At 72.8% G+C, this 22,713-nt stretch carries 18 protein-coding genes; 8 read left to right on the plus strand and 10 right to left on the minus strand.

Annotated elements, in window-relative coordinates:
• Positions 1–132 precede the first annotated feature (132 nt).
• A complete protein-coding gene (locus AB0P03_RS06880) occupies positions 133–1,557 on the minus strand; it encodes a CCA tRNA nucleotidyltransferase (protein ID WP_363579933.1) in 1,425 nt (474 codons plus the stop codon).
• 331 nt (positions 1,558–1,888) lie between these two features.
• Here AB0P03_RS06880 and AB0P03_RS06885 point away from each other — a divergent pair, with 331 nt between their 5' ends.
• From AB0P03_RS06885 to trxA, 7 genes are all read left to right on the plus strand, one after another.
• Entirely contained in the window at positions 1,889–4,468 is a 2,580-nt protein-coding gene (locus tag AB0P03_RS06885; protein ID WP_363579865.1) for a DUF6049 family protein, read from the plus strand.
• Positions 4,469–4,525: 57 nt separating this feature from the next.
• Positions 4,526–7,042, plus strand: a complete 2,517-nt coding sequence (gene murJ, locus AB0P03_RS06890) for a murein biosynthesis integral membrane protein MurJ (RefSeq protein ID WP_363579866.1) — start codon at positions 4,526–4,528, stop codon at positions 7,040–7,042.
• A 307-nt stretch (positions 7,043–7,349) separates the two neighbouring features.
• Positions 7,350–9,323 carry a serine/threonine protein kinase gene (locus AB0P03_RS06895; protein WP_363628000.1) on the plus strand — a complete coding sequence of 658 codons (1,974 nt, stop codon included), beginning with the start codon at positions 7,350–7,352 and terminating at the stop codon, positions 9,321–9,323.
• A gap of 42 nt (positions 9,324–9,365) precedes the next feature.
• Complete coding sequence (gene sigM, locus AB0P03_RS06900) at positions 9,366–10,091, plus strand: RNA polymerase sigma factor SigM (protein ID WP_363628001.1); 726 nt, start codon at positions 9,366–9,368, stop codon at positions 10,089–10,091.
• Positions 10,088–11,056 carry a hypothetical protein gene (locus tag AB0P03_RS06905; protein WP_363628002.1) on the plus strand — a complete coding sequence of 323 codons (969 nt, stop codon included), beginning with the start codon at positions 10,088–10,090 and terminating at the stop codon, positions 11,054–11,056. The genes sigM and AB0P03_RS06905 overlap by 4 nt, the downstream gene beginning before the upstream one ends.
• Positions 11,057–11,260: 204 nt before the next feature.
• A complete protein-coding gene (gene trxB, locus AB0P03_RS06910; RefSeq protein WP_363579870.1) occupies positions 11,261–12,229 on the plus strand; it encodes a thioredoxin-disulfide reductase in 969 nt (322 codons plus the stop codon).
• 143 nt (positions 12,230–12,372) lie between these two features.
• Complete coding sequence (trxA, locus tag AB0P03_RS06915; RefSeq protein WP_363579871.1) at positions 12,373–12,699, plus strand: thioredoxin; 327 nt, start codon at positions 12,373–12,375, stop codon at positions 12,697–12,699.
• Between the two features lie 78 nt (positions 12,700–12,777).
• Here trxA and AB0P03_RS06920 read toward each other — a convergent pair whose 3' ends face one another.
• The 9 genes from AB0P03_RS06920 to rpmH all read right to left on the minus strand — a co-directional run bounded on the left by AB0P03_RS06920 (position 12,778) and on the right by rpmH (position 19,552).
• Positions 12,778–13,395 (minus strand): GNAT family N-acetyltransferase, encoded by a 618-nt coding sequence (locus tag AB0P03_RS06920; protein WP_350876727.1) that lies wholly within the window; start codon positions 13,393–13,395, stop codon positions 12,778–12,780.
• Positions 13,396–13,519: 124 nt separating this feature from the next.
• Positions 13,520–14,578 carry a ParB/RepB/Spo0J family partition protein gene (locus AB0P03_RS06925; RefSeq protein ID WP_363579872.1) on the minus strand — a complete coding sequence of 353 codons (1,059 nt, stop codon included), beginning with the start codon at positions 14,576–14,578 and terminating at the stop codon, positions 13,520–13,522.
• Positions 14,575–15,525 carry a ParA family protein gene (locus tag AB0P03_RS06930; RefSeq protein WP_350876943.1) on the minus strand — a complete coding sequence of 317 codons (951 nt, stop codon included), beginning with the start codon at positions 15,523–15,525 and terminating at the stop codon, positions 14,575–14,577. Before AB0P03_RS06930 ends, AB0P03_RS06925 begins: the two co-directional genes overlap by 4 nt.
• Positions 15,526–15,808: 283 nt before the next feature.
• The gene (rsmG, locus tag AB0P03_RS06935) at positions 15,809–16,648 is read right to left on the minus strand and encodes a 16S rRNA (guanine(527)-N(7))-methyltransferase RsmG (RefSeq protein WP_363579873.1); all 840 of its coding nucleotides are present in this window, start codon (positions 16,646–16,648) and stop codon (positions 15,809–15,811) included.
• A gap of 178 nt (positions 16,649–16,826) precedes the next feature.
• Entirely contained in the window at positions 16,827–17,357 is a 531-nt protein-coding gene (locus AB0P03_RS06940; protein WP_063348467.1) for a R3H domain-containing nucleic acid-binding protein, read from the minus strand.
• Between the two features lie 82 nt (positions 17,358–17,439).
• On the minus strand, positions 17,440–18,603 hold the full coding sequence (gene yidC, locus AB0P03_RS06945) for a membrane protein insertase YidC (RefSeq protein ID WP_363628003.1): 1,164 nt from the start codon (positions 18,601–18,603) through the stop codon (positions 17,440–17,442).
• Entirely contained in the window at positions 18,600–18,971 is a 372-nt protein-coding gene (gene yidD / locus AB0P03_RS06950; protein WP_063348465.1) for a membrane protein insertion efficiency factor YidD, read from the minus strand. Before yidD ends, yidC begins: the two co-directional genes overlap by 4 nt.
• Positions 18,968–19,396: a ribonuclease P protein component gene (gene rnpA / locus AB0P03_RS06955; RefSeq protein WP_350876735.1), complete on the minus strand. Its 429-nt coding sequence runs from the start codon at positions 19,394–19,396 to the stop codon at positions 18,968–18,970. Before rnpA ends, yidD begins: the two co-directional genes overlap by 4 nt.
• 18 nt (positions 19,397–19,414) lie before the next feature.
• The gene (gene rpmH, locus AB0P03_RS06960) at positions 19,415–19,552 is read right to left on the minus strand and encodes a 50S ribosomal protein L34 (protein WP_030392420.1); all 138 of its coding nucleotides are present in this window, start codon (positions 19,550–19,552) and stop codon (positions 19,415–19,417) included.
• A 471-nt stretch (positions 19,553–20,023) separates the two neighbouring features.
• Here rpmH and dnaA point away from each other — a divergent pair, with 471 nt between their 5' ends.
• Entirely contained in the window at positions 20,024–21,919 is a 1,896-nt protein-coding gene (gene dnaA / locus AB0P03_RS06965; protein ID WP_363628004.1) for a chromosomal replication initiator protein DnaA, read from the plus strand.
• The last annotated feature ends 794 nt before the right edge of the window (positions 21,920–22,713 follow it).

Below are 22,713 nucleotides of genomic sequence, written 5' to 3' on the forward strand. Positions count from 1 at the left end.
CCCCTCGCCCCCCACCCTCCCCACCCGGGCGCCCCGACCAGCCCTCCGGCCGCCCCCCTGCCCCCGCGCGCCCCCGGGCCCGGCCGGGGGGGGGGCCCCGCCCCCCGCCGCCCCCACCCCTCGCAGCGTCGCTCAGCCCTGCTGCTCGGCCCACCAGGCCCGCAGCGCGGCCACCGCCTCGTCGTGCTCCAGCGGGCCGTGCTCCAGCCGGAGTTCGAGCATGTGCTTGTACGCCTTGCCGACCTGCGGGCCGGGCTTGAGCCCGAGCAGCTCCATGATCTGGTTGCCGTCCAGCGCCGGGCGGACGGCGTCCAGCTCCTCCTGGGCCTTCAGCTCGGTGATCCGCTGCTCCAGGCCGTCGTAGGTGCGCGACAGCGCCGCCGCCTTCTTGCGGTTGCGGGTGGTGCAGTCGGAGCGGGTGAGCTTGTGCAGGCGCTCCAGCAGCGGTCCGGCGTCGGTGACGTAGCGGCGCACCGCGGAGTCCGTCCACTCGCCGCCGCCGTAGCCGTGGAAGCGCAGGTGCAGTTCGACCAGGTGCGAGACGTCCTCGGTGAGCTCCTTGGAGTACTTGAGCTCGCGCATCCGCTTGCGGGTCATCTTGGCGCCGACCACCTCGTGGTGGTGGAAGGAGACCCGGCCGTCCGACTCGAAGCGGCGGGTGCGCGGCTTGCCGATGTCGTGCAGCAGCGCGGCCAGCCGCAGGGTGAGGTCCGGGCCGTCCTGCTCCAGGTCGACGGCCTGTTCCAGGACGGTCAGCGAGTGCTCGTAGACGTCCTTGTGCCGGTGGTGCTCGTCCCGCTCCAGCCGCAGTGCGGGCAGCTCGGGCAGCACGTGGTCGGCCAGGCCGGTGTCGACCAGCAGCCGCAGGCCCTTCACCGGGTGCTTGGCCAGCAGCAGCTTGTTCAGCTCGGCCTGGACGCGTTCGGCGGACACGATGGTGATCCGCTCGGCCATCGCGGTCATCGCGGCGACGACCTCGGGGGCCGGCTCGAAGTCGAGCTGGGCGGCGAAGCGGGCGGCGCGCATCATCCGCAGCGGGTCGTCGGAGAAGGACTCCTCGGGGGTCGCGGGGGTGCGCAGCACCCGGGCCTCCAGGTCCTCCAGGCCGTGGTGCGGGTCGATGAAGCCGCGGCCGGGCAGGTCGACGGCCATCGCGTTGACGGTGAAGTCCCGGCGGACCAGGTCCTGCTCGATGGTGTCGCCGTAGGTGACCTCGGGCTTGCGGGAAGTCCGGTCGTACGCCTCGGAGCGGTAGGTGGTGATCTCGATCAGGAAGGAGCCCTCGGGGGTGTCCTTGCGGGCGCCGACCGTGCCGAACGCGATGCCGACGTCCCAGACCGCGTCCGCCCAGCCCTTGACCAGCCTGAGCACCTGCTGCGGGCGGGCGTCGGTGGTGAAGTCCAGGTCGTTGCCGAGCCTGCCGAGCAGGGCGTCCCGCACCGAGCCGCCGACCAGGGCCAGCCGGTGGCCGGCCGCCTCGAACCGACGGGCGATCTCGTCGGCCACCGGCGACACCCGCAGCAGCTCTTGCAGCCCCAGGGTCTGGGCCTCGCTCAGGCCTGGGACGGCCTGGACGGCGGTGCTGGAACGGTCGAGGTGCGCGGTGGACTCATTGGCAGTGGACACGGCTCACAAGAGTACGTGGCCCGGCAGGTCAACCGCCCGCGCGTTTTGGGCGTCTCACCCCAAGGCCCGCAACACTGCACCACGGGCTGCATCGTTACCATGCCGGTGGACGAGTCTCGGGCACCGGACAGGGGATGCGGTGTCGCGTGCCGCCGTGGACGGCGGAGCTCCCGCGGCACCAGCGCGGCGAACAGCGTCAAGCGAAGAACGTCAAGCGAACAGCATCAGCAGCGAGCGATCGAGAACGGCGAGGGCGGAACGAGTGAGTGAGCCGGCACGGCACTCGGGCCTGGGGGCGGACCGACGGCCCGGAAGGACCGAACGCCCCGTCGAAGGGCACGGTACGGGGCGGCGCGCGGGGCGGGCGGCCCGCCGCGCCCGCCGCCTCGCCGCCGTCTGCGGGGCCGCCCTGGCCCTGTTCTCGGCGGTCGCCCCGGCCGCGGCGCTACCCGCCGGGGGCGGCATCCGGCCGACCGCCGACAACGGCGTCTCGGCCGAGTACCCGGTGGAGATGACCATCGAGACGGTGGCACCGCAGGTGGCCAGCCCGAACGGCATCGTGAAGATCACCGGGCACGTCACCAACACCGGCAAGGCGGCGGTCAAGAACGCCCACGCGGCCGTCCGCAAGCCGCTGTCCAGCAAACCGCTGCAGCGGCGCAGCGACCTGTCCCTGGTGACCACCCGCAGCGGCCCGAGCAACTCCGACGGCGTGGAGCTGGACAGCCCGCAGTACGCCCTGCCGGAGCTGGGCCCGGGCCAGAACCAGCCCTACACCCTGAGCGTCTCGGTGAGCGACCTCGGACTGTCCGACAGCGGCGTCTACGAGCTCGCGGTGGACGCCTGGGGCTCGACCGCCGACAACCAGCGCGACCGGCCGCTGGGCATCGCCCGGACCTTCCTGCCGTACAACCCGGGCGGCGCCGAGGCGCAGCCCAGCAAGGTCACCACGCTCTGGCCGCTGGTGCACGCGCCGGTGCTGGCCGCGCAGACCTACTCCGACAACGACCAGCCCGTCCCCGTCCTGCGCGACGACAGCCTGACCGCCGAGTTCTCCCCGGGCGGCCGGCTGTACGAGCTGGTGGACACCGGGGCCAAGATGACCGGGCTGACCTGGGTGGTCGACCCGGACCTGCTGGACACCGCGTTCGCGATGACCAAGCAGTACCGGGTGCAGAAGCCGGGCCAGGACGTCGTCGGCAAGCCGGCCAAGGACGACAACACCGTCCCCGGCACCGGCCAGGCCGCCGCCGCGGCCTGGCTGGACAAGCTGCGGACCGCCGTCGCCAAGCCGGGCGGCCAGGTGGTGTCGCTGCCCTACGCCGACCCGGACCTCGCCTCGATCGCGCACAACGGCGCCGACCTGACCGGGATGGGCACCGCCCTGGGCAAGGCGGCCACCGCCGGCCGGCTCACCGTCGAGGGCCGGCTGTCCGTCGACACCCGCTCGGACGTGGCCTGGCCGTACCAGGGCTACCTGGACCAGCAGATCGCCGGCGTCGCCCAGCAGGCCGGCAACGGCCTGGTCCTGGTCAACGGCGCGAGCATGCCGGAGCCGGACGCGATGAACTACACCCCGACCGCGGTGCGCCCGATCGGCAACGGGCAGAACGCGGTGGTCGCCGACGAGACCGTCTCCTCGCTGTTCCAGACCGACCTCGCCTCCCCGCAGGCGCAGTCCAGGGCGAACCAGCGCTTCCTCGCCGAGACCTACACGATCACCCACGAGCAGCCGCAGAACCAGCGCGGCCTGCTGGTGATGCCGCCGCGCGACCTGACCGCGAGCACCGCCAAGGTGCTGGCGGACGCCCTGCAGACGGCCTCCGACAACAAGTGGCTCGCCCCGGTCAAGCTGGACGCCCTGGCCCAGGCCGCGCCCGACCCGAAGGCCAACACCACCGTCCCGGCAGCCGCCGACTACCCGGCCCAGGCCCGCGCCTCGGAGCTGTCCGCGGCCGAGCTGAGCAGCACCGACGAGATCCAGCAGAACCTGGACACGCTGATGCGGGTGCTCACCCTGCCGCAGCGGGTGCGCGGCCCGTTCAGCGCCGCGATGGTCCGCTCGCTGTCCACCGAGTGGCGCACCAACACGGCGGTCGGCAGCACCTACCGCGAGGACGTCGCCAAGTACCTGGACGAACTGACCGGGGCCGTCCGGGTGACGAAGAAGAACGTGGTCACCCTCGCCGGCGACACCGGCCTGGTGCCGGTCAGCGTCCGCAACGACCTCACCCAGACCGTCACCAACCTCAAGCTGGTGCTCACCTCGACCCAGCCGAACCGGCTGCGGGTGGGCAAGGAGGAGGAACTGGTCATCCCCGCCGCCCAGAGCGCCACCCTCCGGTTCCAGGCCGAGGCGCGCAACAACGGCCCGGTCACCATGACCGCCCAGCTCTGGACCACCGGCCCCAACCCGCAGAAGTACGGCGAACCGCAGCAGTTCACGGTGGAGGTCACCTCGGTGACCAACGGCGTGCTGTACGTCTTCGCGGCCGCCGCCGCCCTGCTGCTGCTGGCCGCGCTGCGCTTCGTGCGCCAGCGCAAGCGGCGGGCCGGGCAGCCGCACGCCGACGGCGACCAGCCGGTCGACGGCCCGGCGGCGGGCGGCGCACCGGCCCCGGCGGCGGACGGGGCCCGGGACGGGGCGCAGGACGCGGGCGGGGACGCGAGCGGGGAGAAGCCCGACGGCGAGGCCGGGGGCGGTGCCGGCGAACCCGCCGGGAACGGCCCCGAAGACGGCTCCGACGGCGGATCCGCCGAGGCCGGCCCCGCGCAGACACCGCGCGGCAGCAACGCGGATGGCCGGGATCGGACCGCCAGTGATGAGAAGGTTGGTCCTTGATACCGCCGACCCCCCGCAACGCCGGGCCGGCCTCCCCCACGACAGCGAAGAGGTGACATGACCGGGCGCAGCGAGGAGCGGCCGCCGGGCCGCGGTGAGAACCGGCCGGGCGCCGAGTCGCCGTCCGGCGACTGGTACGTGGCCGACACCTACGCCCAGGACCCGTACGCGGCCGACGCGTACGGGAACCCGCAGGCCGGCCAGGACCCGTACGGTCTGCGGGCCGACCGGCCCGCGGCGCCTCAGCCGCCGGCCACCGCGTACGACGTGCCGCCGCAGCTGCCGCCGCAGGGCGGCGGCTACCCGACGCCGGTGCCGCCGGCGCAGTACTCGGCGCCGACGCCGTTCGCGGCCCCGGTGCCGCCCGTGCAGCCCGGCTGGGACACCCCGGTGCCGCCCGTGCAGCCCGGCTGGGACACCCCGGTGCAGGCCGCCTGGCAGGAGGCCCCGGCTCCGGCCGGCGGCGGCCAGTGGGGTGGCCCTGAGCAGCCCCGGCCGCAGTGGGAGCCGGGCCCGGCGCACTCGACCTGGGACAGCGAGACCACCGAGTACGTCGGGGTGGACGCGCTGTTCGGCGGCCACCAGGCGCAGGCCGCGGCCCAGCCGCCGGTGCCCCCGCCCGCCCCGGCGCACCCGGCGGCACCGCCGGTCGCGCCCCCGCCCCCCGCCGCCGCCGTGCCGCCGGTCGCCCCCGCGCCGTACCCTCCGATGGGCGGCTACCAGGGGCAGCAGCAGTACGCCGGCCCGGACGGGCACCGCCCCTTCGTCCCCCCGATCGAGTTCGACCCGCCGCTCTCCGAGGACGAGGCCACCATGCAGGTGGCCGCCGTGGCGGTGCCGCCAGCGGTGGAGCCGCTGGCGGACCTCGTCGCCGAGGAGCGCGCCGCACAGCTGGCGCCCGCGGCCGAGCCCGCCCCGGCGGCCGGCGGCGGCAAGGTCGCGAGCCTGCTGAACTCCAGCGCGATCATGGCGGCGGGCACGCTGGTCTCCCGCGGCACCGGCTTCGTCCGGACCATGGTGATCACCGCGGCCATCGGCGTCGCCGTCATGGGCGACTCGTACAACGCCGCGTACACCCTGCCGACCCTGCTGTACATCCTGATCGGCGGCGGCGCGCTGAACGCCGTCTTCGTGCCGCAGCTGGTGCGCAGCATGAAGAACGACGAGGACGGCGGCACCGCGTACGCCAGCCGGCTGCTCACCCTGGTGATGGTCGGGCTCGGTGGCGTGGTGTTCCTCGCGGTGCTCGGGGCACCGCTGCTGGTGCAGCTGATCTCGCACTCGATGATGGAGAACGCGGACCGCGCCGAGACCACGGTCGCGCTGGCCCGGTACTGCCTGCCGACCATCTTCTTCATGGGCGTCCACGTGGTGATGGGGCAGATCCTCAACGCCCGCGGCCGGTTCGGCGCCATGATGTGGACCCCGGTCCTCAACAACATCGTGGTGATCTTCACCTTCGGCGCCTACATCTGGGTGTTCGGCGGCTACAGCGGCACTCAGGTGACCCCCGAGGGCATCTCGCCCGAGGGCGTCCGGCTGCTCGGCCTCGGCACCCTGCTCGGCCTGGTCGTCCAGTCGCTGGCGATGATCCCGTACCTGCGGTCGGCCGGCTTCCGCTACCGGCCGCGCTTCGACTGGCGCGGCCACGGCCTGGGCAAGGCCGCCCGGCTGGCCAAGTGGACCTTCTTCTTCGTGCTCGCCAACCAGGCCGGCTACCTGGTCATCACCCAGCTGGCCACCGCCGCCGGCAGCGCCGCCGAGAAGGGCGGCCACGAGGGCGTCGGCCTCGCGGCGTTCTCCAACGCCCTGCTGATCTGGCAGCTCCCGCAGGCCGTGATCACCGTCTCGATCATGAGCGCGGTGCTCCCCCGGCTCTCCCGGGCGGCGGCCGACGAGGACGCCGGCGCCGTCCGCGACGACCTGTCGTACGGGCTGCGCACCACCGCGGTGGCGGTCGTCCCGGGCGCCTTCCTGTTCCTGTCGCTCGGCCCGGTGATCGCCCGCTCGATCTACGGGATCGGCGGCGGTGACCGGGCCCTGGACAACGCCACCAACGTCGGCCTGATGCTGTCGGCCTTCGCGCTCGGGCTGATCCCGTACTCGGCCCAGTACGTGATGCTGCGCGGCTTCTACGCCTACGAGGACACCCGGACGCCGTTCTCCAACACCGTCTGGGTCGCGGTCTGCCAGGCCGGGTTCTCGGTGCTCTGCTGGTTCACGCTGCCCGCCCAGTGGGCCGTGATCGGGATGTCCTTCGGCTATGGTCTGGCCTACGCCGTCGGGGTGGCGGTCGCACTGCCGAAGCTGAAGAAGAAGATCGGCGGGCTGGACAGCAAGCGGATCGGCAAGACGTACAGCCGGCTGGCCACCGCCGGCGTGCCGTCCGCGCTGGTCGGCCTCGGCGTCAGCCTGGCGGTCCAGCAGGTGCTCGACGGCTGGATGGGCAGCGTGCTGTCCCTCGTCGCGGGCGGCGGCCTCCAGCTGGCCGTGTTCGTGCTGATCGCGAAGCGCCTGCGGATCGAGGAGCTCAACGCCATGCTCGGCATGGTGCGCGGCCGGCTGGGCCGCTGATCCACCACACCGACCGACCGGACGAGCGGGCGCCCTGACCGGGTGTCAACGGGAGCCACCGGCTCCTCCGCCCGTCCGGCCGGGTGCCGGGCCGCCGCCCGCGCCCGGCTCCGCCCGGGCCGCGAGATGGCGGCCCGGTGTCGGATCTGCACCACATCTCTCCACCAGCACGCAACCGAGCGCGCCCCTCAGCGGTCGTACTCGGTGGAGAAGAGTGGGCACAATTGTCCTGGAGCACGTGGCCGCCAACCCGCGGGCTCCAGCGACTCTCTCAAGCCGGGGCGACACAAGGGGAGGCAGGACCACGGTGGCTGATGGCACCAAGGCGGTCGTCGACACGTCAGCAGCTGACGCGGCGGCGGACGAGGCCGCACTGGCCGCGGCGATCGACGAGCTCACGGCGGGGAAGGCCGCCCCGGCGGGCGCCGCCGACACCTCCTCCAAGGACCCGTCCGAGGACGCGCCCGAGGACCGGGGCGCCGCCCCGGACACCCCGGTGGCCGCCGACGCGGGCACCGACGCCTCCGACGCCGGCCAGGACACCCCCCACGGCGAGGAGACCTCGGAGATCACCGCTCCGCTCTCGGCCCACGAGATCGCCGCCGAGCTGGCCGCGGGCACCGCCCGGCGCAAGCCCGCCGCCCCGGAGCCCGCGGCCGCCAAGCGCCGCCCCACCGACCCGCAGCCCACCGTCGACCCGCGCGACACCGCCACCCTGCCCCGCACCCTCCCCGCCCCGCTGCGGCACAGCGGCGACATGATCGGCCACCGGTACCGGCTGGAGGAGTGCATCTCCCAGACCGAGACCTTCAGCAGCTGGCGCGCGGTCGACGAGAAGCTGCGCCGGGCCGTCGGCGTCCACCTGATGGCCTCCGGCCACCAGCGCGCCCGCAAGGTGCTCGCCGCCGCGAAGTCCGCCGCCCTGCTCGGCGACCCGCGCTTCGTCCAGGTCCTGGACGCCGTCCAGGAGGGCGAGCTGGTCTACGTCGTGCGGGAGTGGCTGCCGCACGCCTCCGACCTCGCCAAGCTGCTCGCCGACGGCCCGATGGAGCCGCACGAGGCGTACCAGATGGTCCGCCAGGTGACCGACGCGGTCGCCGCCGCCCACCGGCGCGGCCAGGCCCACCTGCGGCTCACCCCGCGCTGCGTGCTGCGCACCGACAGCGGCCAGTACCGGATCAACGGCATCGCGGTGGACGCCGCCCTGCGCGGGCTGCCCGACGAGGACGGCACCGACGGCTCCGAGCGCACCGACACCCGCGCGATCGGCGCCCTGCTGTTCGCCGCGCTCACCCACCGCTGGCCCTACCCGGAGGACCGCTACGACCTCCAGGGCCTGCCCAAGGGCCTCCAGAACGCCGCGCCGGACCAGGTCCGCGCGGGCGTCCACAAGGGCCTGTCCGAGCTGGCCGCGCGGGCCCTGTTCGACCACCCGCCGCACCACGCCGAGCCGATCACCACCCCGGAGGAGCTGACCCGGGCGATCGCGCAGATGCCCCGGATCCGCCAGCCCGAACCGGAGCTGCCCGCCTTCCCGGCCCCGCCCCGGCACAACACCCACGCGCTGCCGACCGCGCCCAACCCGACCCGGGTGGCCGACCCGGCCGTCGCCCCGCTGCCCGCCTCGTCCCGGCCGACCTCGAACCGGCGCACCCGGCGGCGGCTGCGCCGAGTCGTCAAGGCGACGGCCTGGACGGTCGCCCTGGGCGCCATCGGCGTCGCCTCCTGGCAGTTCGTGGACAACCTGCGCAACACCGGACCGGGCACCCCCCCGCGGGCCTCGGCCACCAGCGACGCGCCGACCCCGCAGGCCAGCACCCACAATCCGACGCCGATCGCGCCCAAGGCCGCCCTCTCGTACAACCCGAAGGGCGACTCGGCGGAATCCGCCTGGGCCCTCCCCAAGGCCATCGACGGCGACCCCAGCACGAGCTGGCCGACCTTCGGCTACGACGACCAGTTCGTCCCGGGCGGCTACAAGGAGGGCACCGGTCTGCTGATCGACCTCGGCTCGCCGCACGCCGTCAGCTCGGTGAACGTCCAGTTCGTCGGCACCACCACGGCCGAGCTGCGGATCCCGAACGGCCAGGCGGCGGACAACCCGCAGAAGGCGCCGCTGACCTCCTTCACGACCGTGGGGAAGAAGAGCGGCAGCAGCGTCGACTTCGCTCTCAATGCCCCGACGAACACCCGCTTCCTCTTGATCTGGCTGACCAGCCTGCCGAAGGATACGGATGGCAAGTTCCGCGGGCAGGTCGCCGAGGTCAAGGTCTCCGGCTGACCGGAGGTCCGGCCTGCGGAACGACGGCGAGGGGGGCGAGGGGTGACGGTGGCGGAGGACGACGCGGCGCTGCTCGCCCGGCACGTCGCCGGCGACCCGGACGCCTTCGGCCTCCTGGTGAACCGCCACCGCGACCGGCTCTGGGCGGTCGCCCTGCGCACCCTGGGCGACCGCGAGGAGGCCGCCGACGCCCTCCAGGACGCCCTGGTCTCCGCCTTCCGCGCCGCCCCCGGCTTCCAGGGCCGCTCGGCGGTCACCACCTGGCTGCACCGGATCGTGGTCAACGCCTGTCTGGACCGCGCCCGGCGCAGCGCCACCCGCCGCACCACCCCGCTCGACGAGGACCCGCGGCGCCTGGACACCCTGGTCGGCGCCGCGGAACCGGCCGACTCCCCGGTGGTCCGGGCCGAGGTGCAGCGCGAGCTGGCCGCCGCGCTCGCCGAGCTGCCCGCCGAGCAGCGGGCCGCGCTGGTCCTGGTCGACATGCAGGGCTACCCCGTCGCCGAGGCCGCCGAGCTGCTGGGCGTCCCGGTGGGCACGGTGAAGAGCCGCTGCGCCCGGGGCCGGGCCCGGCTGCTCCCGCTGGTCCGCCACCTGCGCGAGAGCGGCGGCGGGCCGGATGTTTCACGTGAAACACCGAACGCCCCCGGCGCGGCCCCGCCACCTCGGCGGAACGCGCCGGGGAACCCGACGGGCACCGGCACCGTCACAGGGACAGGCCCGAACACCGGTCGGACGGTTCTGGAAGGAGACGCGAGCACGCGATGACGGCCCACCTCTCCTCCCCCGGCCCCGCCGGCCCCGCCGAGGACCACCCCTCCGTCGACGAGCTCGCCGACCTCGCCGAGGGGCTGGTCGAGTCCGCCGACGCCGCCCGGACGCTGCGTCGGCACCTGGACGGCTGCGCCGAGTGCCGCGAGACCGCCGACGCACTCGGTGAGGTCCAGGCACTGCTCGGCGCCGTCGAAGCCCCGCCGATGCCCGCCGACGTCGCCGCCCGGCTGGACGCCGCCCTCGCCTCGGCCGCCGCCTCCGCAGCGGCGGAGGAGGCCGAGAACGCCCCCCTCGCAGCCTCCCGGGCCGCCGCCCCTGCCCCGGCCGCCCGGGCCGCCGCGGCGCCCGCCGCACCCCCTTCCCGGCCCGCCGCGCCCACCGGCCCGGGCCGCCCCCGCCCCCGCCCCCGGCGGCGGCGTGCCGGCCTGCTGCTCGGCGCGACCGCCGCCCTGGCCGCGATCGCCCTCGGCGCAGCCCTGCTGCTGCACCCGGCCGGCCAGGACGACCAGCACCCGGCCCTGTCCGCCGGCGCCCCGGCCTCCGCCTCCCTCGGCACCGGCGCGAGCCCCGGCACGGCGCAGAGCTCCCGCGCCGACCACGCCGCGGGAGCCGGCCCGACCTACCAGGACGATCAGCTCGCCACCCAGATCCAGCAGCTGCTGGCCCGGTCGGGCACCGCCCCCGGGCTGCGCCCGACCGGGCCCGCCAAGCCCTCCGCCGCGATGCCCGCCGACGGCCGCCAGGAGCTCACCGCCCAGGCCTCCCCGCCGTCGTCCCCGCCGTCCTGCCCGGCCCCCGCCGAGGGCGTGCCGCTGGCCACCGACCACGGCAGCTACGCGGGCGCCCCGGTCGAGGTCCTGGTCTACCCGGCGCCCGGCCGGCCCGGGTTCGCGGACGTCTACCTGCGCTCCCCCGGCTGCGGCCCGGTCGTGCTGCAGCGCACCGTCCCCACCCGTTGACGTCCCGGGGATCGGAGGTCCCGGGGATCGGGGCTCCGTTCCCATGCGATCGACGAGCGGGGCGCCGCGCCGCTCCCACAGTGCGACCGCCTGGTACTGATCCGCCTGGGAATGCGAGACACTGGTCAGTCGTTGTCCCGGGCGGCGGAGCAGAACCGCCCTCCCCGCACCTAGCGCGGGTCGCGATGCGAACCAGGAGATGCAGTGAGCGACGTCCGTAACGTGATCATCATCGGTTCCGGCCCGGCCGGCTACACGGCCGCGCTCTACACGGCGCGGGCCTCCCTCAAGCCGCTGGTGTTCGAGGGGGCCGTCACCGCCGGCGGCGCCCTGATGAACACCACCGAGGTCGAGAACTTCCCGGGCTTCCGGGACGGCATCATGGGCCCCGAGCTGATGGACAACATGCGGGCGCAGGCCGAGCGCTTCGGTGCCGAGCTGATCCCGGACGACATCGTCTCGGTCGACCTCACCGGTGACATCAAGACCGTCACCGACTCCGAGGGCAACGTGCACCGGGCGCGCGCCGTGATCGTCACCACCGGCTCCCAGCACCGCAAGCTCGGCCTGCCGAACGAGGACAAGCTCTCCGGTCGCGGTGTCTCCTGGTGCGCCACCTGCGACGGCTTCTTCTTCCGCGACCAGGACATCGCGGTGGTCGGCGGCGGCGACACCGCCCTGGAGGAGGCGACCTTCCTCTCCCGCTTCGCCAAGAGCGTCACGATCATCCACCGCCGGGACAGCCTGCGCGCCTCCAAGGCGATGCAGGAGCGCGCCTTCGCCGACGAGAAGATCCGCTTCGAGTGGGACAGTGCGGTCGAGGCCATCCACGGCGACCCGAAGCTGAGCGGCGTCACCCTGCGCGACACCACCACCGGCGAGACCCGCGAGCTGGCCGTCACCGGCCTGTTCATCGCGATCGGCCACGACCCGCGCACCGACCTGTTCAAGGGCCAGCTGGACCTCGACGCGGAGGGCTACCTCAAGGTCGAGGCGCCCTCGACCCGGACCAACATCCCGGGCGTGTTCGGCGCCGGCGACGTCGTGGACCACACCTACCGCCAGGCCATCACGGCCTCCGGCACCGGCTGCTCCGCCGCACTGGACGCCGAGCGCCACCTCGCCGCCCTGGACGACCTGGAGGCCAAGGCCACCGCCGCCGTGGCGGTCTGACCCCCTCGCCACCGACCGACCCCCGCGGGGGTGTGACACCCGTTTCACGTGAAACACCCCCGCCCCGGCCAGGGCGAAACAGAACGGGCCCGCCCGTTGTTCACCTGGCAGCAGCCCCCTCCGTCCGAACCCGAGGAGTTCCCGTGGCCGGCGCCACCACCACCGTCACCGACGCGACGTTCAAGGCCGACGTCCTGGACAGCGACAAGCCCGTGCTCGTCGACTTCTGGGCCACCTGGTGCGGCCCGTGCCGCCAGGTCGCCCCGATCCTGGACGAGATCGCGTCCGAGCACGGCGACAAGCTGACCATCGCCAAGCTGGACGTGGACGCCAACCAGGCGACCGCCGCCCAGTACGGCGTCATCTCGATCCCGACCCTGATCCTCTACAAGGGCGGCGAGCCGGTGAAGTCCATCACCGGTGCCCGTCCGAAGGCCGCGCTGCTGCGCGAGCTGGACGGCTTCATCTAGGTCGACCGGTCGTCGACCGTACGACGGCGGCGGGGCTCCCCACACCGGGGAGCCCCGCCGCCGTCGTTTCCACCCGCCTCAGAACGGCCGCAGCGCCGGCTCCTTGCGCGCCCCGCCGAGCAGCCGCTCCAGCGCCACCTCCACATCGCCCCGCCAGGACAGCGTGGTGCGCGCCTCCAGCCGCAGTCGCGGGTAACGGTGATGCGAGCGGACGGTCTTGAAGCCGACCGCGAGCAGGTGGTCGGCCGGCAGCACGCAGCTGACCGGCTCGGGACCGGCCGAGCCGAAGGCCTCGATCGCCCGCACCCCGCGCCCGAGCAGGTCCTTGGCCACGGTCTGCACCAGCACCCGGCCGAGCCCCTGCCGCTGGTAGCCCGGAACCACCCGGCTGACCATCAGCTGGACGGCGTCCGGCGAGACCGGACTGGTCGGGAAGGACTGCGACCGGGGGACGTAGGCGGGCGGCGCGTACAGCACGAAGCCGGCCGGCTGGTCGTCCACGTAGACGATCCGACCGCAGGACCCCCACTCCAGCAGCACCGCGGAGATCCACCCCTCCTTCTCCAGCTCCGGCTTCCCGGACTCCACCGCCGCCTTCCCGCTGACCGGGTCCAGCTCCCAGAACACGCAGGAGCGGCAGGTCGTCGGCAGATCGGCGAGGTTGTCCAGGGTCAGCGGAGCGATCCGGCGTCCCATGCCCCGCACCTCCTCCTCCACTTCACGGTCGAGCATGCCCCCACAGACGCCGATGGGTGCATGTTTCACGTGAAACAGTGCTCACGCGGAACATGCACCCATCGGGTGTCGTCCCCGGCCCGGCTCAGCCCTGCGACAGCCGCAGACCGTCCTCGCCCGGGGCCAGGCTGTCCAGGATCCGGTTCAGGTCCTCCACCGAACCGAACTCCAGCACCACCTTGCCCTTGCCCAGCTTGCCGCCGCGCTGCGACACCTCGACCTTGACCCGGGTGTCGAAGCGGTCCGACAGCCGGCTCGCCAGATCGTTGAAGGCCGGGGAGATCAGCTTGCCCGCCTTCGGCGCCTGGCGCTTCGGCTTCCGGTCCTCCTCCTCGGCCATCAGCGCGACGATCTCCTCGGTGGTCCGCACCGAGAGGCCCTCCGCGACGATCCGCTTGGCCAACAGCTCCCGCCGCTCGTCGTCCGGCACCCCGAGCAGCGCCCGGGCGTGGCCGGCGGTCAGCACTCCGGCGGCGACCCGGCTCTGCACGGTGGGCGAGAGCTTCAGCAGCCGCAGCGTGTTGGAGACGTGCGAACGCGAGCGGCCGATCCGGTCGGCCAGCTCGTCGTGGGTGCAGGAGAAGTCCCGCAGCAACTGGTCGTAGGCGGCCGCCTCCTCCAACGGGTTCAGCTCGGCCCGGTGCAGGTTCTCCAGCAGGGCGTCCAGCAGCAGCTTGTCGTCCTCGGTGGCGCGGACGATCGCCGGAATCTGCTTCAGCCCGGCCTCCTTGGAGGCGCGCCAGCGGCGCTCGCCCATGATCAGCTCGAAGCGATCGGGCGCGACCTGGCGCACCACGATCGGCTGGAGCAGACCGACCTCCTTGATCGAGACGACCAGCTCGGCCAGCTTGTCGTCGTCGAAGACCTCACGCGGCTGACGCGGGTTGGACGTGATCGCGTCCAGCGGCAGCTCCGCGAAGAAGGCACCGGCCGCCGGCGCCGGCTGCGCCTGCTCGGCCCGCTTCTCCGCGGCCGCCCGGGCCGCCACCGTGCCGCGGCCGGTCGGCAGCGTCGGTACCGAGGTCGGGGACGTCGCGCCGGTCGCCCCCACCGGGGCCGGTGCGGGCGCGGCCCCGCCGTCCACCGGCACGGCGGGGCGGATCAGCGCCTCCAGCCCTCGTCCCAAACCCCTGCGACCGCTCACCGATGACCCTCCGTCGTACCGTGCTGTGCCACCGGGGCTCCGTGCCCCGTACCGCTGCCGTGCCGCTGCTGCCCCAGGAGCGGGCCGCCGCCCGTCCCCGCCGCGCGCAGCCCGAGCTCGCGGGCGGCCTCCAGGTAGGAGAGCGCCCCGGTCGAGCCCGGGTCGTAGGTGAGGACCGTCTGACCGTAGCTGGGCGCCTCCGAGATGCGCACCGAGCGCGGGATCGCGGTGCTCAGCACCTCCTGCGGGAAGTGCGTCCGGACCTCCTCGGCGACCTGGGCGGCCAGCCTGGTCCGGGCGTCGTACATGGTGAGCAGGATGGTCGAGACGTGCAGCGCGGGGTTGAGGTGCGCGCGCACCAGTTCGACGTTGCGCAGGAGCTGGCCCAGGCCCTCCAGCGCGTAGTACTCGCACTGGATCGGGATCAGCACCTCCCGCCCGGCCACCAGGGCGTTGACCGTCAGCAGGCCCAGCGAGGGCGGACAGTCGATCAGGACGTAGTCCAGCGGCTGCTCGTAGGCGGCGATGGCGCGCTGGAGCCGGCTCTCCCGGGCCACCAGCGACACCAGCTCGATCTCGGCGCCGGCCAGGTCGATGGTCGCGGGGACGCAGAACAGCCCCTCGACGTCCACCACCGGCTGCACCACGTCGGCGAGCGGCTTGCCCTCGACCAGGACGTCGTAGACGGAGGGCACCTCGGCGTGGTGGTCGATGCCGAGGGCGGTGGAGGCGTTGCCCTGCGGGTCGAGGTCGACGACCAGGACGCGCAGTCCGTGCATGGCGAGCGAGGCGGCCAGGTTGACGGTGGTGGTGGTCTTGCCGACCCCGCCCTTCTGGTTGGCGACCACGATCACCCGGGTGGCGCCGGGGCGGGGAAGACCCTCACCCGCTCGGCCGATCGCCTGAACCGCAGCCTGGGCAGCCCTCGCGATGGGCGTGTCATCGATCTGGTCGATGGTCTCCGAGTCCTGCATGAGGGTCAGTGTTTCACGTGAAACCGGAGCGGCAACAGTCGCCGCCCGGCTGCGGCCGAGGATTCCCGAGAGCAAGGAGCGACGTTTCACGTGAAACACCATGCCCGCTATGTCGGAAATCTGACGTTGCGACACACCGGTGTCCTCCCGTCGACCGGCCGTCACCCCGACGGCCACCGGAACGCCGACGGGCGGGCGGCTCCCCCCTCAGGAGGAACCACCCGCCCGTCGTCGAGCGTGTCCGGCGTCACCCGCCTCAGCGGCTGCGGCGCCGCCCGCCCCGGCTGCGCTCGCCGGTCCGGGCGCCCGCGTTCCGTCCGGCCCGGGCCGCCTTCGCCCGCCGGGTCGCGGCCTTCACCCCGCCGGGGCTCTCCCCCGCCTTGACCTGGACCACCCGGGTCGAGGTCTCCAGGGTGCCCTCGCCGACCGAGATCACGCTCCACTCGACCGCACCCAGCTTGGTCAGCCCGGCCCGCGAGTCGGCCAGCTCCTGCTCGGCGCTGTCGCCCTTGAGCGCCAGCATCTGCCCGTGCGGACGGAGCAGCGGCATCCCCCAGCCGGCCAGCCGGTCCAGCGGCGCCACCGCCCGAGCGGTCACCACGTCCACCGCGAGCTTGCCGACCATCTCCTCGGCGCGGCCGCGCAGCACCGTGACGTTCTCCAGCCCCAGCTCCCGGACGACCTCCTCCAGGAAGGTGGTCCGCCGCAGCAGCGGCTCCAGCAGCGTCACCGAGACGTCCGGACGGGCTAGCGCCACTGGGATGCCCGGCAGGCCGGCACCGGAGCCGACGTCGCACAGGGTGGAGCCGGCCGGCAGCAGCTCCGCGAGCACCGCGCAGTTGAGGACGTGCCGGTCCCAGAGCCGGGGCACCTCGCGCGGCCCGATCAGCCCGCGCCGCACGCCCGCGGTGGCCAGCAGCTCGGTGTAGCGGACCGCGGCGTCGAAACGATCACCGAAGACCTCCCGGGCGACGGCCGGAGCCTCGGCCAGCTCGGGCACCTCGGTCGCCTCGACCGCCTCGGCGGCCGGCCCCGCAGCGGCCGGATTCACGTCGTCCGCCCCCGGCCGGCCAGCGGCCGCGTTCTCCGTGTCCATCTCGACCTCTCCGATCCCCGGATCCACCGACCCGCTCTCCGCACAGTTTCACGTGAAACATCTCGCGCCGGGCCCACGCCCCGCGAAGGGACGACGACCCCGCCCGCACGAGGCGGACGGGGTCGCGTCCGGTGAAGCCCACCGGCCGCCTCGGCGGCCGGTCGTCGTACCGCCGGCCTCAGACCGGCAGCACGACCACGCACCGCTCGGGCTCCTCGCCCTCCGACTCGCTGCGCAGACCGGCGGCCGCGACCGCGTCGTGGACGACCTTGCGCTCGAAGGGCGTCATCGGCCGCAGCTTGACCTGCTCGCCGCTGCTCTTCGCCTGCTCGGCGGCCTCGGCACCGAGCGCGGCCAGCTCGGAACGCTTGCGGGCCCGGAAGCCGGCAATGTCCAGCATGAGGCGGCTGCGCTCCCCGGTCTCCCGGTGGACAGCCAACCGGGTCAGCTCCTGCAGCGCCTCCAGCACCTCGCCGTCCTGGCCGACCAGGCGCTGCAGCGCGCGGTCGTTGCCCTCACCGACGATGGAGACCAGGGCGCGGTCGCCCTCGACGTCCATGTCGATGTCACCGTCGAGGTCGGCGATGTCGAGCAGACCCTCCAGGTAGTCCGCCGCGATGTCGCCCTCCTGCTCCAGTCGGGCGATGACGTTCTCGTCGGTGCTGGCGGCGGCCTCGGCCTCGACGGCGGAGGTGGTGCCTTCCGTCACTGATGGACTCCTTCGGAGATGGGCCCAGATTGGTGGGCCGGGAACGAAGCTCTGCGCGCTGTCACAACGGGTCCAGGGCCGGTCAGGACTTCTTCTTCGGCCGCTGGCCGCCACGCTTGGGCTCCTGCCGAGCGGTGCCCGGCTTGGCCGCGCCGGGCTTGGCCGGGCCCTGCTGGGCGGCCGCCGGCTTGGCACCGGAGTCGGCCGGGACGGTGTCGGCGGGCTCCTCGGCCGGGGCCTCGGTGTCCTTGGTCAGGTCGGCGGTCTGCTGACCGGCACCGCTCTGCTGGCGCTGCGCCTTGGTCTGCTTGCGGGGCTGCTGGCGGCGCGCCTGCGCCGACTCCTCGACCACGGCGGCCGCCGCCGAGGCGGCGTCGAGGGTCGACTTGGACGGGGGCAGCAGGCCCCAGAGCGCGCCCTTGATCTCCGAACCGTCCGGGTTCAGCCGGCCGGCCTTCTTCAGACGGACCTGCCGCTCGTCCCACGCCTTGCTGCCCGGGGTCGGGTTGTTGTGGATGACGATCAGCTGCTGGCCCATCGACCAGACGTTGGTGGTCAGCCAGTAGACCAGGACACCGACGGGGAAGTTGATGCCCATCACGGCGAACATCACCGGGAAGACGTACATCAGCATCTTCTGCTGCTGCATGAACGGCGTCTTGACCGTGAGGTCGACGTTCTTGGTCATCAGCTGGCGCTGGGTGATGAACTGCGACAGCGACATCATGATGATCATCACCGCGGTGACGATCTTGACGCTGGTCTCGTGGCTGCTGACGAAGGTCGCGGAGAGCGGGGCACCGAAGATGTGCGCCTTGCCGGCGCTCAGCAGCAGGTCGCCGTGGATGACGCCGATCGGCTCGCTCTTGGCGACCTTGGCGAGCACGCCGTAGAGGGCGGTGAAGAACGGCGCCTGCACGATGATGGGAAGGCAGCTGGAGAACGGGTTGGTACCCGCCTCCTTGTACAGCTTCATCATCTCTTCGGACTGGCGCTGCTTGTCGTTCTTGTAGCGCTCCTGGATGGCCTTCATCTTCGGCTGGATCGCCTGCATGGCCCGGGTCGCCTTGATCTGCTTCACGAAGAGCGGGATCAGGCAGATCCGGATGACGACCACCATCGAGGCGATGGCCAGACCCCAGGCCCAGCCACCGTCCGGGTCGAAGATGTTGCTGTACAGCGAGTGGAACTGGACGATGATCCAGGACACCGCTGTGTACAGGGGATTCAGGAAGGAGAAGGTCACCGGTCAGGCTCCTTGGACATGTGGATTGGCCCCTCGGGGCCAATGGTCGCCGGGCCCTCGGGGTCCGGACCGGCGGGGGTCGTGGTCACCGGCTGTCCGGTGGCGGACCGGCTGCTCAGCCAGTCTCGCAGCCGCCGGTGCCACACCGGATGCTTACGCGGCGGAACGTGATCGACCCCGCCGGGCGTCCACGGATTGCAGCGCAGGATGCGCCACACGGTCAGTCCGCCGCCCTTGACCGCCCCGTGCACCTTCACGGCCTCGTAGCCGTAGTGCGAGCAGGAGGGGTAGTAGCGGCAGACCGGACCGAGCAGTGGGCTGATGGTCCACTGGTAGACCCTGATCAGACCCATCAGCAGGAACTTCATCGTCCTGCTCCCGTCGGCGCCGTCGTGGCGGACTCCACCTTCAGCAACCGTTTCAGCGCCGCGTCCAGGTCACGTTCGAGGTCCTGGTACGAGGCGGTCGCGGCCTGGGGCAGCGCACGCACCACTATCAGGCTACCGGCGGGCAGCCTGGACAGACGATCACGAACGAGGTGCCGCAACCGGCGCTTGACCAGGTTGCGAACGACCGCCGGGCCGACGGCCTTGCTCACGACGAAACCCGCACGCGCCGAAGGAGTCCCCTCGGCGACGTGCGGGCGGGAGTCGCTGGTCCGGTCGGTCTGCCCCTTGGGGTCGCCTTCTCTGCTGAGATGGACGACCAGAAGGGGCCGGCCGGCCCGGCGACCGCGTTTCACCGCGGTCGCGAAGTCCTGGCGCCGCCGCAGCCGATTCTCGGAGGGCAGCACAACAGACTCTGTCGTGGATCAGGCGGACAGGCTGGTGCGGCCCTTGCCACGGCGGGCAGCCAGGATGGCGCGGCCGGCGCGGGTACGCATACGCAGCCGGAAGCCGTGGGTCTTCGCGCGACGACGGTTGTTCGGCTGGAAGGTGCGCTTGCTCACTCGGGGGCTCCTGAGGTGAATCGTAGGATGACGGGGGATCGCTTGGCCGTCACCGTGCGTCCGCGTGATCTCCCCTGATTCGGAAATCCGACCCATCGCCCCAGTTCGGCTGGGGTTCAGGGCAATCCACGGCGCCCGTGCTGCGCGCCTTATGGAGCGGGTGGACCCGCGGACATGCGGCAGCGGCCATCGACAACTCGACCTGGTTACGGTACGCGGGACGGGGCACGAGGGTCAAACCAGCTTTTTCGAGCGGCCCCCCAGAGGGTGCCCGGAGTCCCCTTCGCCCACAGCCTGTGGACAACGACTTGATCCGGCTCTGTTCGCTGACTACCGTTGCAGGACTTGTCTGGTTTGTTCTTCGTGTTCTTCCTCGTGGGGTCGGTCCGCCGGAGACGGACCCGCCGATCCACAGTCTCCTGATCCACCACCCCCTGCTGGAGCCGCGGGGAACCGAGAAAGCGTGCACCAGTGGCTGATGTCAACAGCGACCTCGTCCCGGTCTGGGCGAGAGTCGTCGAGCGGCTGGTCAGCGACCCGGACGTCGGGGAGATGGACAAGCAGTGGGTGCAGCGCACCCAGCCGATGTGGATGATGCACGACACCGCCCTGCTGGCGACCCCCAACGAGCGGGCCAAGCAGGTGCTGGAGGGCCGGCTGCTGCCGCAGCTCACCGAGGCCCTCAGCCGCGAGCTCAGCCGCCCGGTGCGGATCGCCGTGATGGTCGACGCCAACGCCGTCCCGACCACCCCCGCACCCGCCGCCCAGGCCCCGGCCGAGCCGTACCCCGGCCCGACCGGGGAGGATGCCGGCGGCTACGGCGGCCAGGACTACCAGCAGCCGTACGAGCAGGGCTACGACCGGCCCCGCTACGACACCGGCGGCTACGAGCAGCGCCCCGCGCCGTACGGCGGCCCGGCGGCCGGCCCGGCCTGGCCCGGCTACCCCGAGCAGGGCGGCTACCCGGAGCAGGGCGGCGGCTACCCCGACCAGAACGGGTACCAGGAACAGGGCGGCTACCCCGAGCAGGGCGGCGGCTACCAGGAGCAGCCCCCCGGCTACCGCGAGGCCGACGAGCCGTCCCGGCCGGCGCCGCGCCCGATGCCCGGCCCGCCCGCGACCACCCAGGGCGACCTGTTCGGCGGCGCCTACGGCCCCGGCCCGAACGAGCAGCCCCGCGCCGGCGCCGGCCGCCGCGCCCCCGGCTCACGCCCGGCCGGCGGCCGTCCCGCGGACAAGAACGCGCCGGAGCGCGCCACCGAACGCCCGGCCGTCCCCGGCGTGCCCGCCCCGCCCGGCGCCCCGCCGGCCGGCGGCTCCCGCAAGGACGAGCCGGCCGCCCGGCTGAACCCCAAGTACCTCTTCGACACCTTCGTCATCGGCGCCAGCAACCGCTTCGCGCACGCGGCGGCGGTGGCGGTCGCCGAGGCCCCGGCCAAGGCGTACAACCCGCTCTTCATCTACGGCGAGTCCGGGCTGGGCAAGACCCACCTGCTGCACGCCATCGGGCACTACTCGCGCAGCCTCTTCCCGGGCACCCGGGTGCGCTACGTGTCCTCGGAGGAGTTCACCAACGAGTTCATCAACTCGATCCGGGACGGCAAGGCGGACACCTTCCGCCGGCGCTACCGGGACATGGACATCCTGCTCGTGGACGACATCCAGTTCCTCGCGAGCAAGGAGTCCACGCAGGAGGAGTTCTTCCACACCTTCAACACCCTGCACAACGCGAACAAGCAGATCGTGCTCTCCTCGGACCGGCCGCCCAAGCTGCTGACCACGCTGGAGGACCGGCTGCGCAACCGCTTCGAGTGGGGCCTGATCACCGACGTCACCCCGCCGGAGCTGGAGACCCGGATCGCGATCCTGCGCAAGAAGGCGATCCAGGAGCAACTCAACGCCCCGGCCGACGTGTTGGAGTTCATCGCGTCCCGGATCACCCGCAACATCCGGGAGTTGGAGGGCGCCCTGATCCGGGTCACCGCCTTCGCCAACCTCAACCGGGCGCCGGTGGACCTGGAGTTGGCCGGGATCGTCCTCAAGGACCTGATCCCGGGCGGGGACGAGGACGCCGGGCCGGAGATCACCGCGCAGGTCATCATGCAGCAGACCGCCGCGTACTTCGGGCTGGGTGTGGACGACCTCTGCGGATCCTCGCGCAGCCGCGTCCTGGTGACGGCCCGTCAGATCGCCATGTACCTCTGCCGGGAGCTGACCGACCTCTCGCTGCCGAAGATCGGCGCGCAGTTCGGCGGCCGCGACCACACCACGGTGATGCACGCGGACCGCAAGATCCGCTCGCTGATGGCCGAGCGCCGGTCGATCTACAACCAGGTCACCGAGCTGACCAACCGCATCAAGAGCTAGCCGCAGGGCCGGTGGCGGGCCGGGGCCGGATCCGGCGCCGAGGTGGCCGGAAAGGGCGTCAGGAGCGATCCTGACGCCCTTTTCTCATGTCCGCAGGTGTGCCTCGGGCGCCGGCTGGGCAGAGATGCCGTCGACGGACGTTGCGCCAGTCCACAGCCCGCGCCGAACATCTGACCGGTGATTCGAAAACCGGGGCCGCGCAGGGCAGTTGTCCACAGGGCGGGCACCTTCCCCGTAGTCCACAGGCCGGGGCGTCCGAAGTTATCCAGAATTCGTCCACAGGCGTGTCGCCGCTACGCTCTTCCGCGCAGGTCAGGTGCCTGTGGACTTGTGCACAATCGTTATCCACAGGGTGTGGACAATTGACGGGCCGCCAATGGGCCATCCGGGTTGTCCACCGGTTGTCCCCAGGGGAGGGGCGGTTATCCCCAGGTTGTCCACAGCATGATCCACAGTTCGACAAGCGTGGGGCGGCGTTCATGCCCTGGTGTGAAAGGCGTCACGTAAAGTTGACCGACACCCGTGGATAACCGGGCCCGGATCTGGGGACAGCCCTGGGGATAACCTGTGGATACCCAGCGTGCCCTGTGGGTAACGCTCCGCTGTCCACAGCACCGCGTGTTCGTCCACAGCCGCCGTCCACACCCGCTGTGGACAAAAAAGTGGGTCTGACCTGGGGAAACGGGGTTATCCACGGTTTCCACAGGCCCTACTACTACCACTACACATTTAGACCCATCGACTCGCTTGAAAGTGGGTGGGCCCCGAATCTGTGGACAACCGCGCCCCGACAT

Source organism: Kitasatospora sp. NPDC088779 (assembly GCF_040685395.1).
Taxonomy (GTDB): Bacteria; Actinomycetota; Actinomycetes; order Streptomycetales; family Streptomycetaceae; genus Kitasatospora.

Bases quoted from the DNA above. Each gene is read 5' to 3' on its own strand.
- murJ (WP_363579866.1), top strand. From the start codon at position 4,526: ATGACCGGGCGCAGCGAGGAGCGGCCGCCGGGCCGCGGTGAGAACCGG.
- AB0P03_RS06905 (WP_363628002.1), top strand. From the start codon at position 10,088: ATGACGGCCCACCTCTCCTCCCCCGGCCCCGCCGGCCCCGCCGAGGAC.
- AB0P03_RS06920 (WP_350876727.1), bottom strand. From the start codon at position 13,395: ATGGGACGCCGGATCGCTCCGCTGACCCTGGACAACCTCGCCGATCTG.
- rsmG (WP_363579873.1), bottom strand. From the start codon at position 16,648: ATGGACACGGAGAACGCGGCCGCTGGCCGGCCGGGGGCGGACGACGTG.
- yidD (WP_063348465.1), bottom strand. From the start codon at position 18,971: ATGAAGTTCCTGCTGATGGGTCTGATCAGGGTCTACCAGTGGACCATC.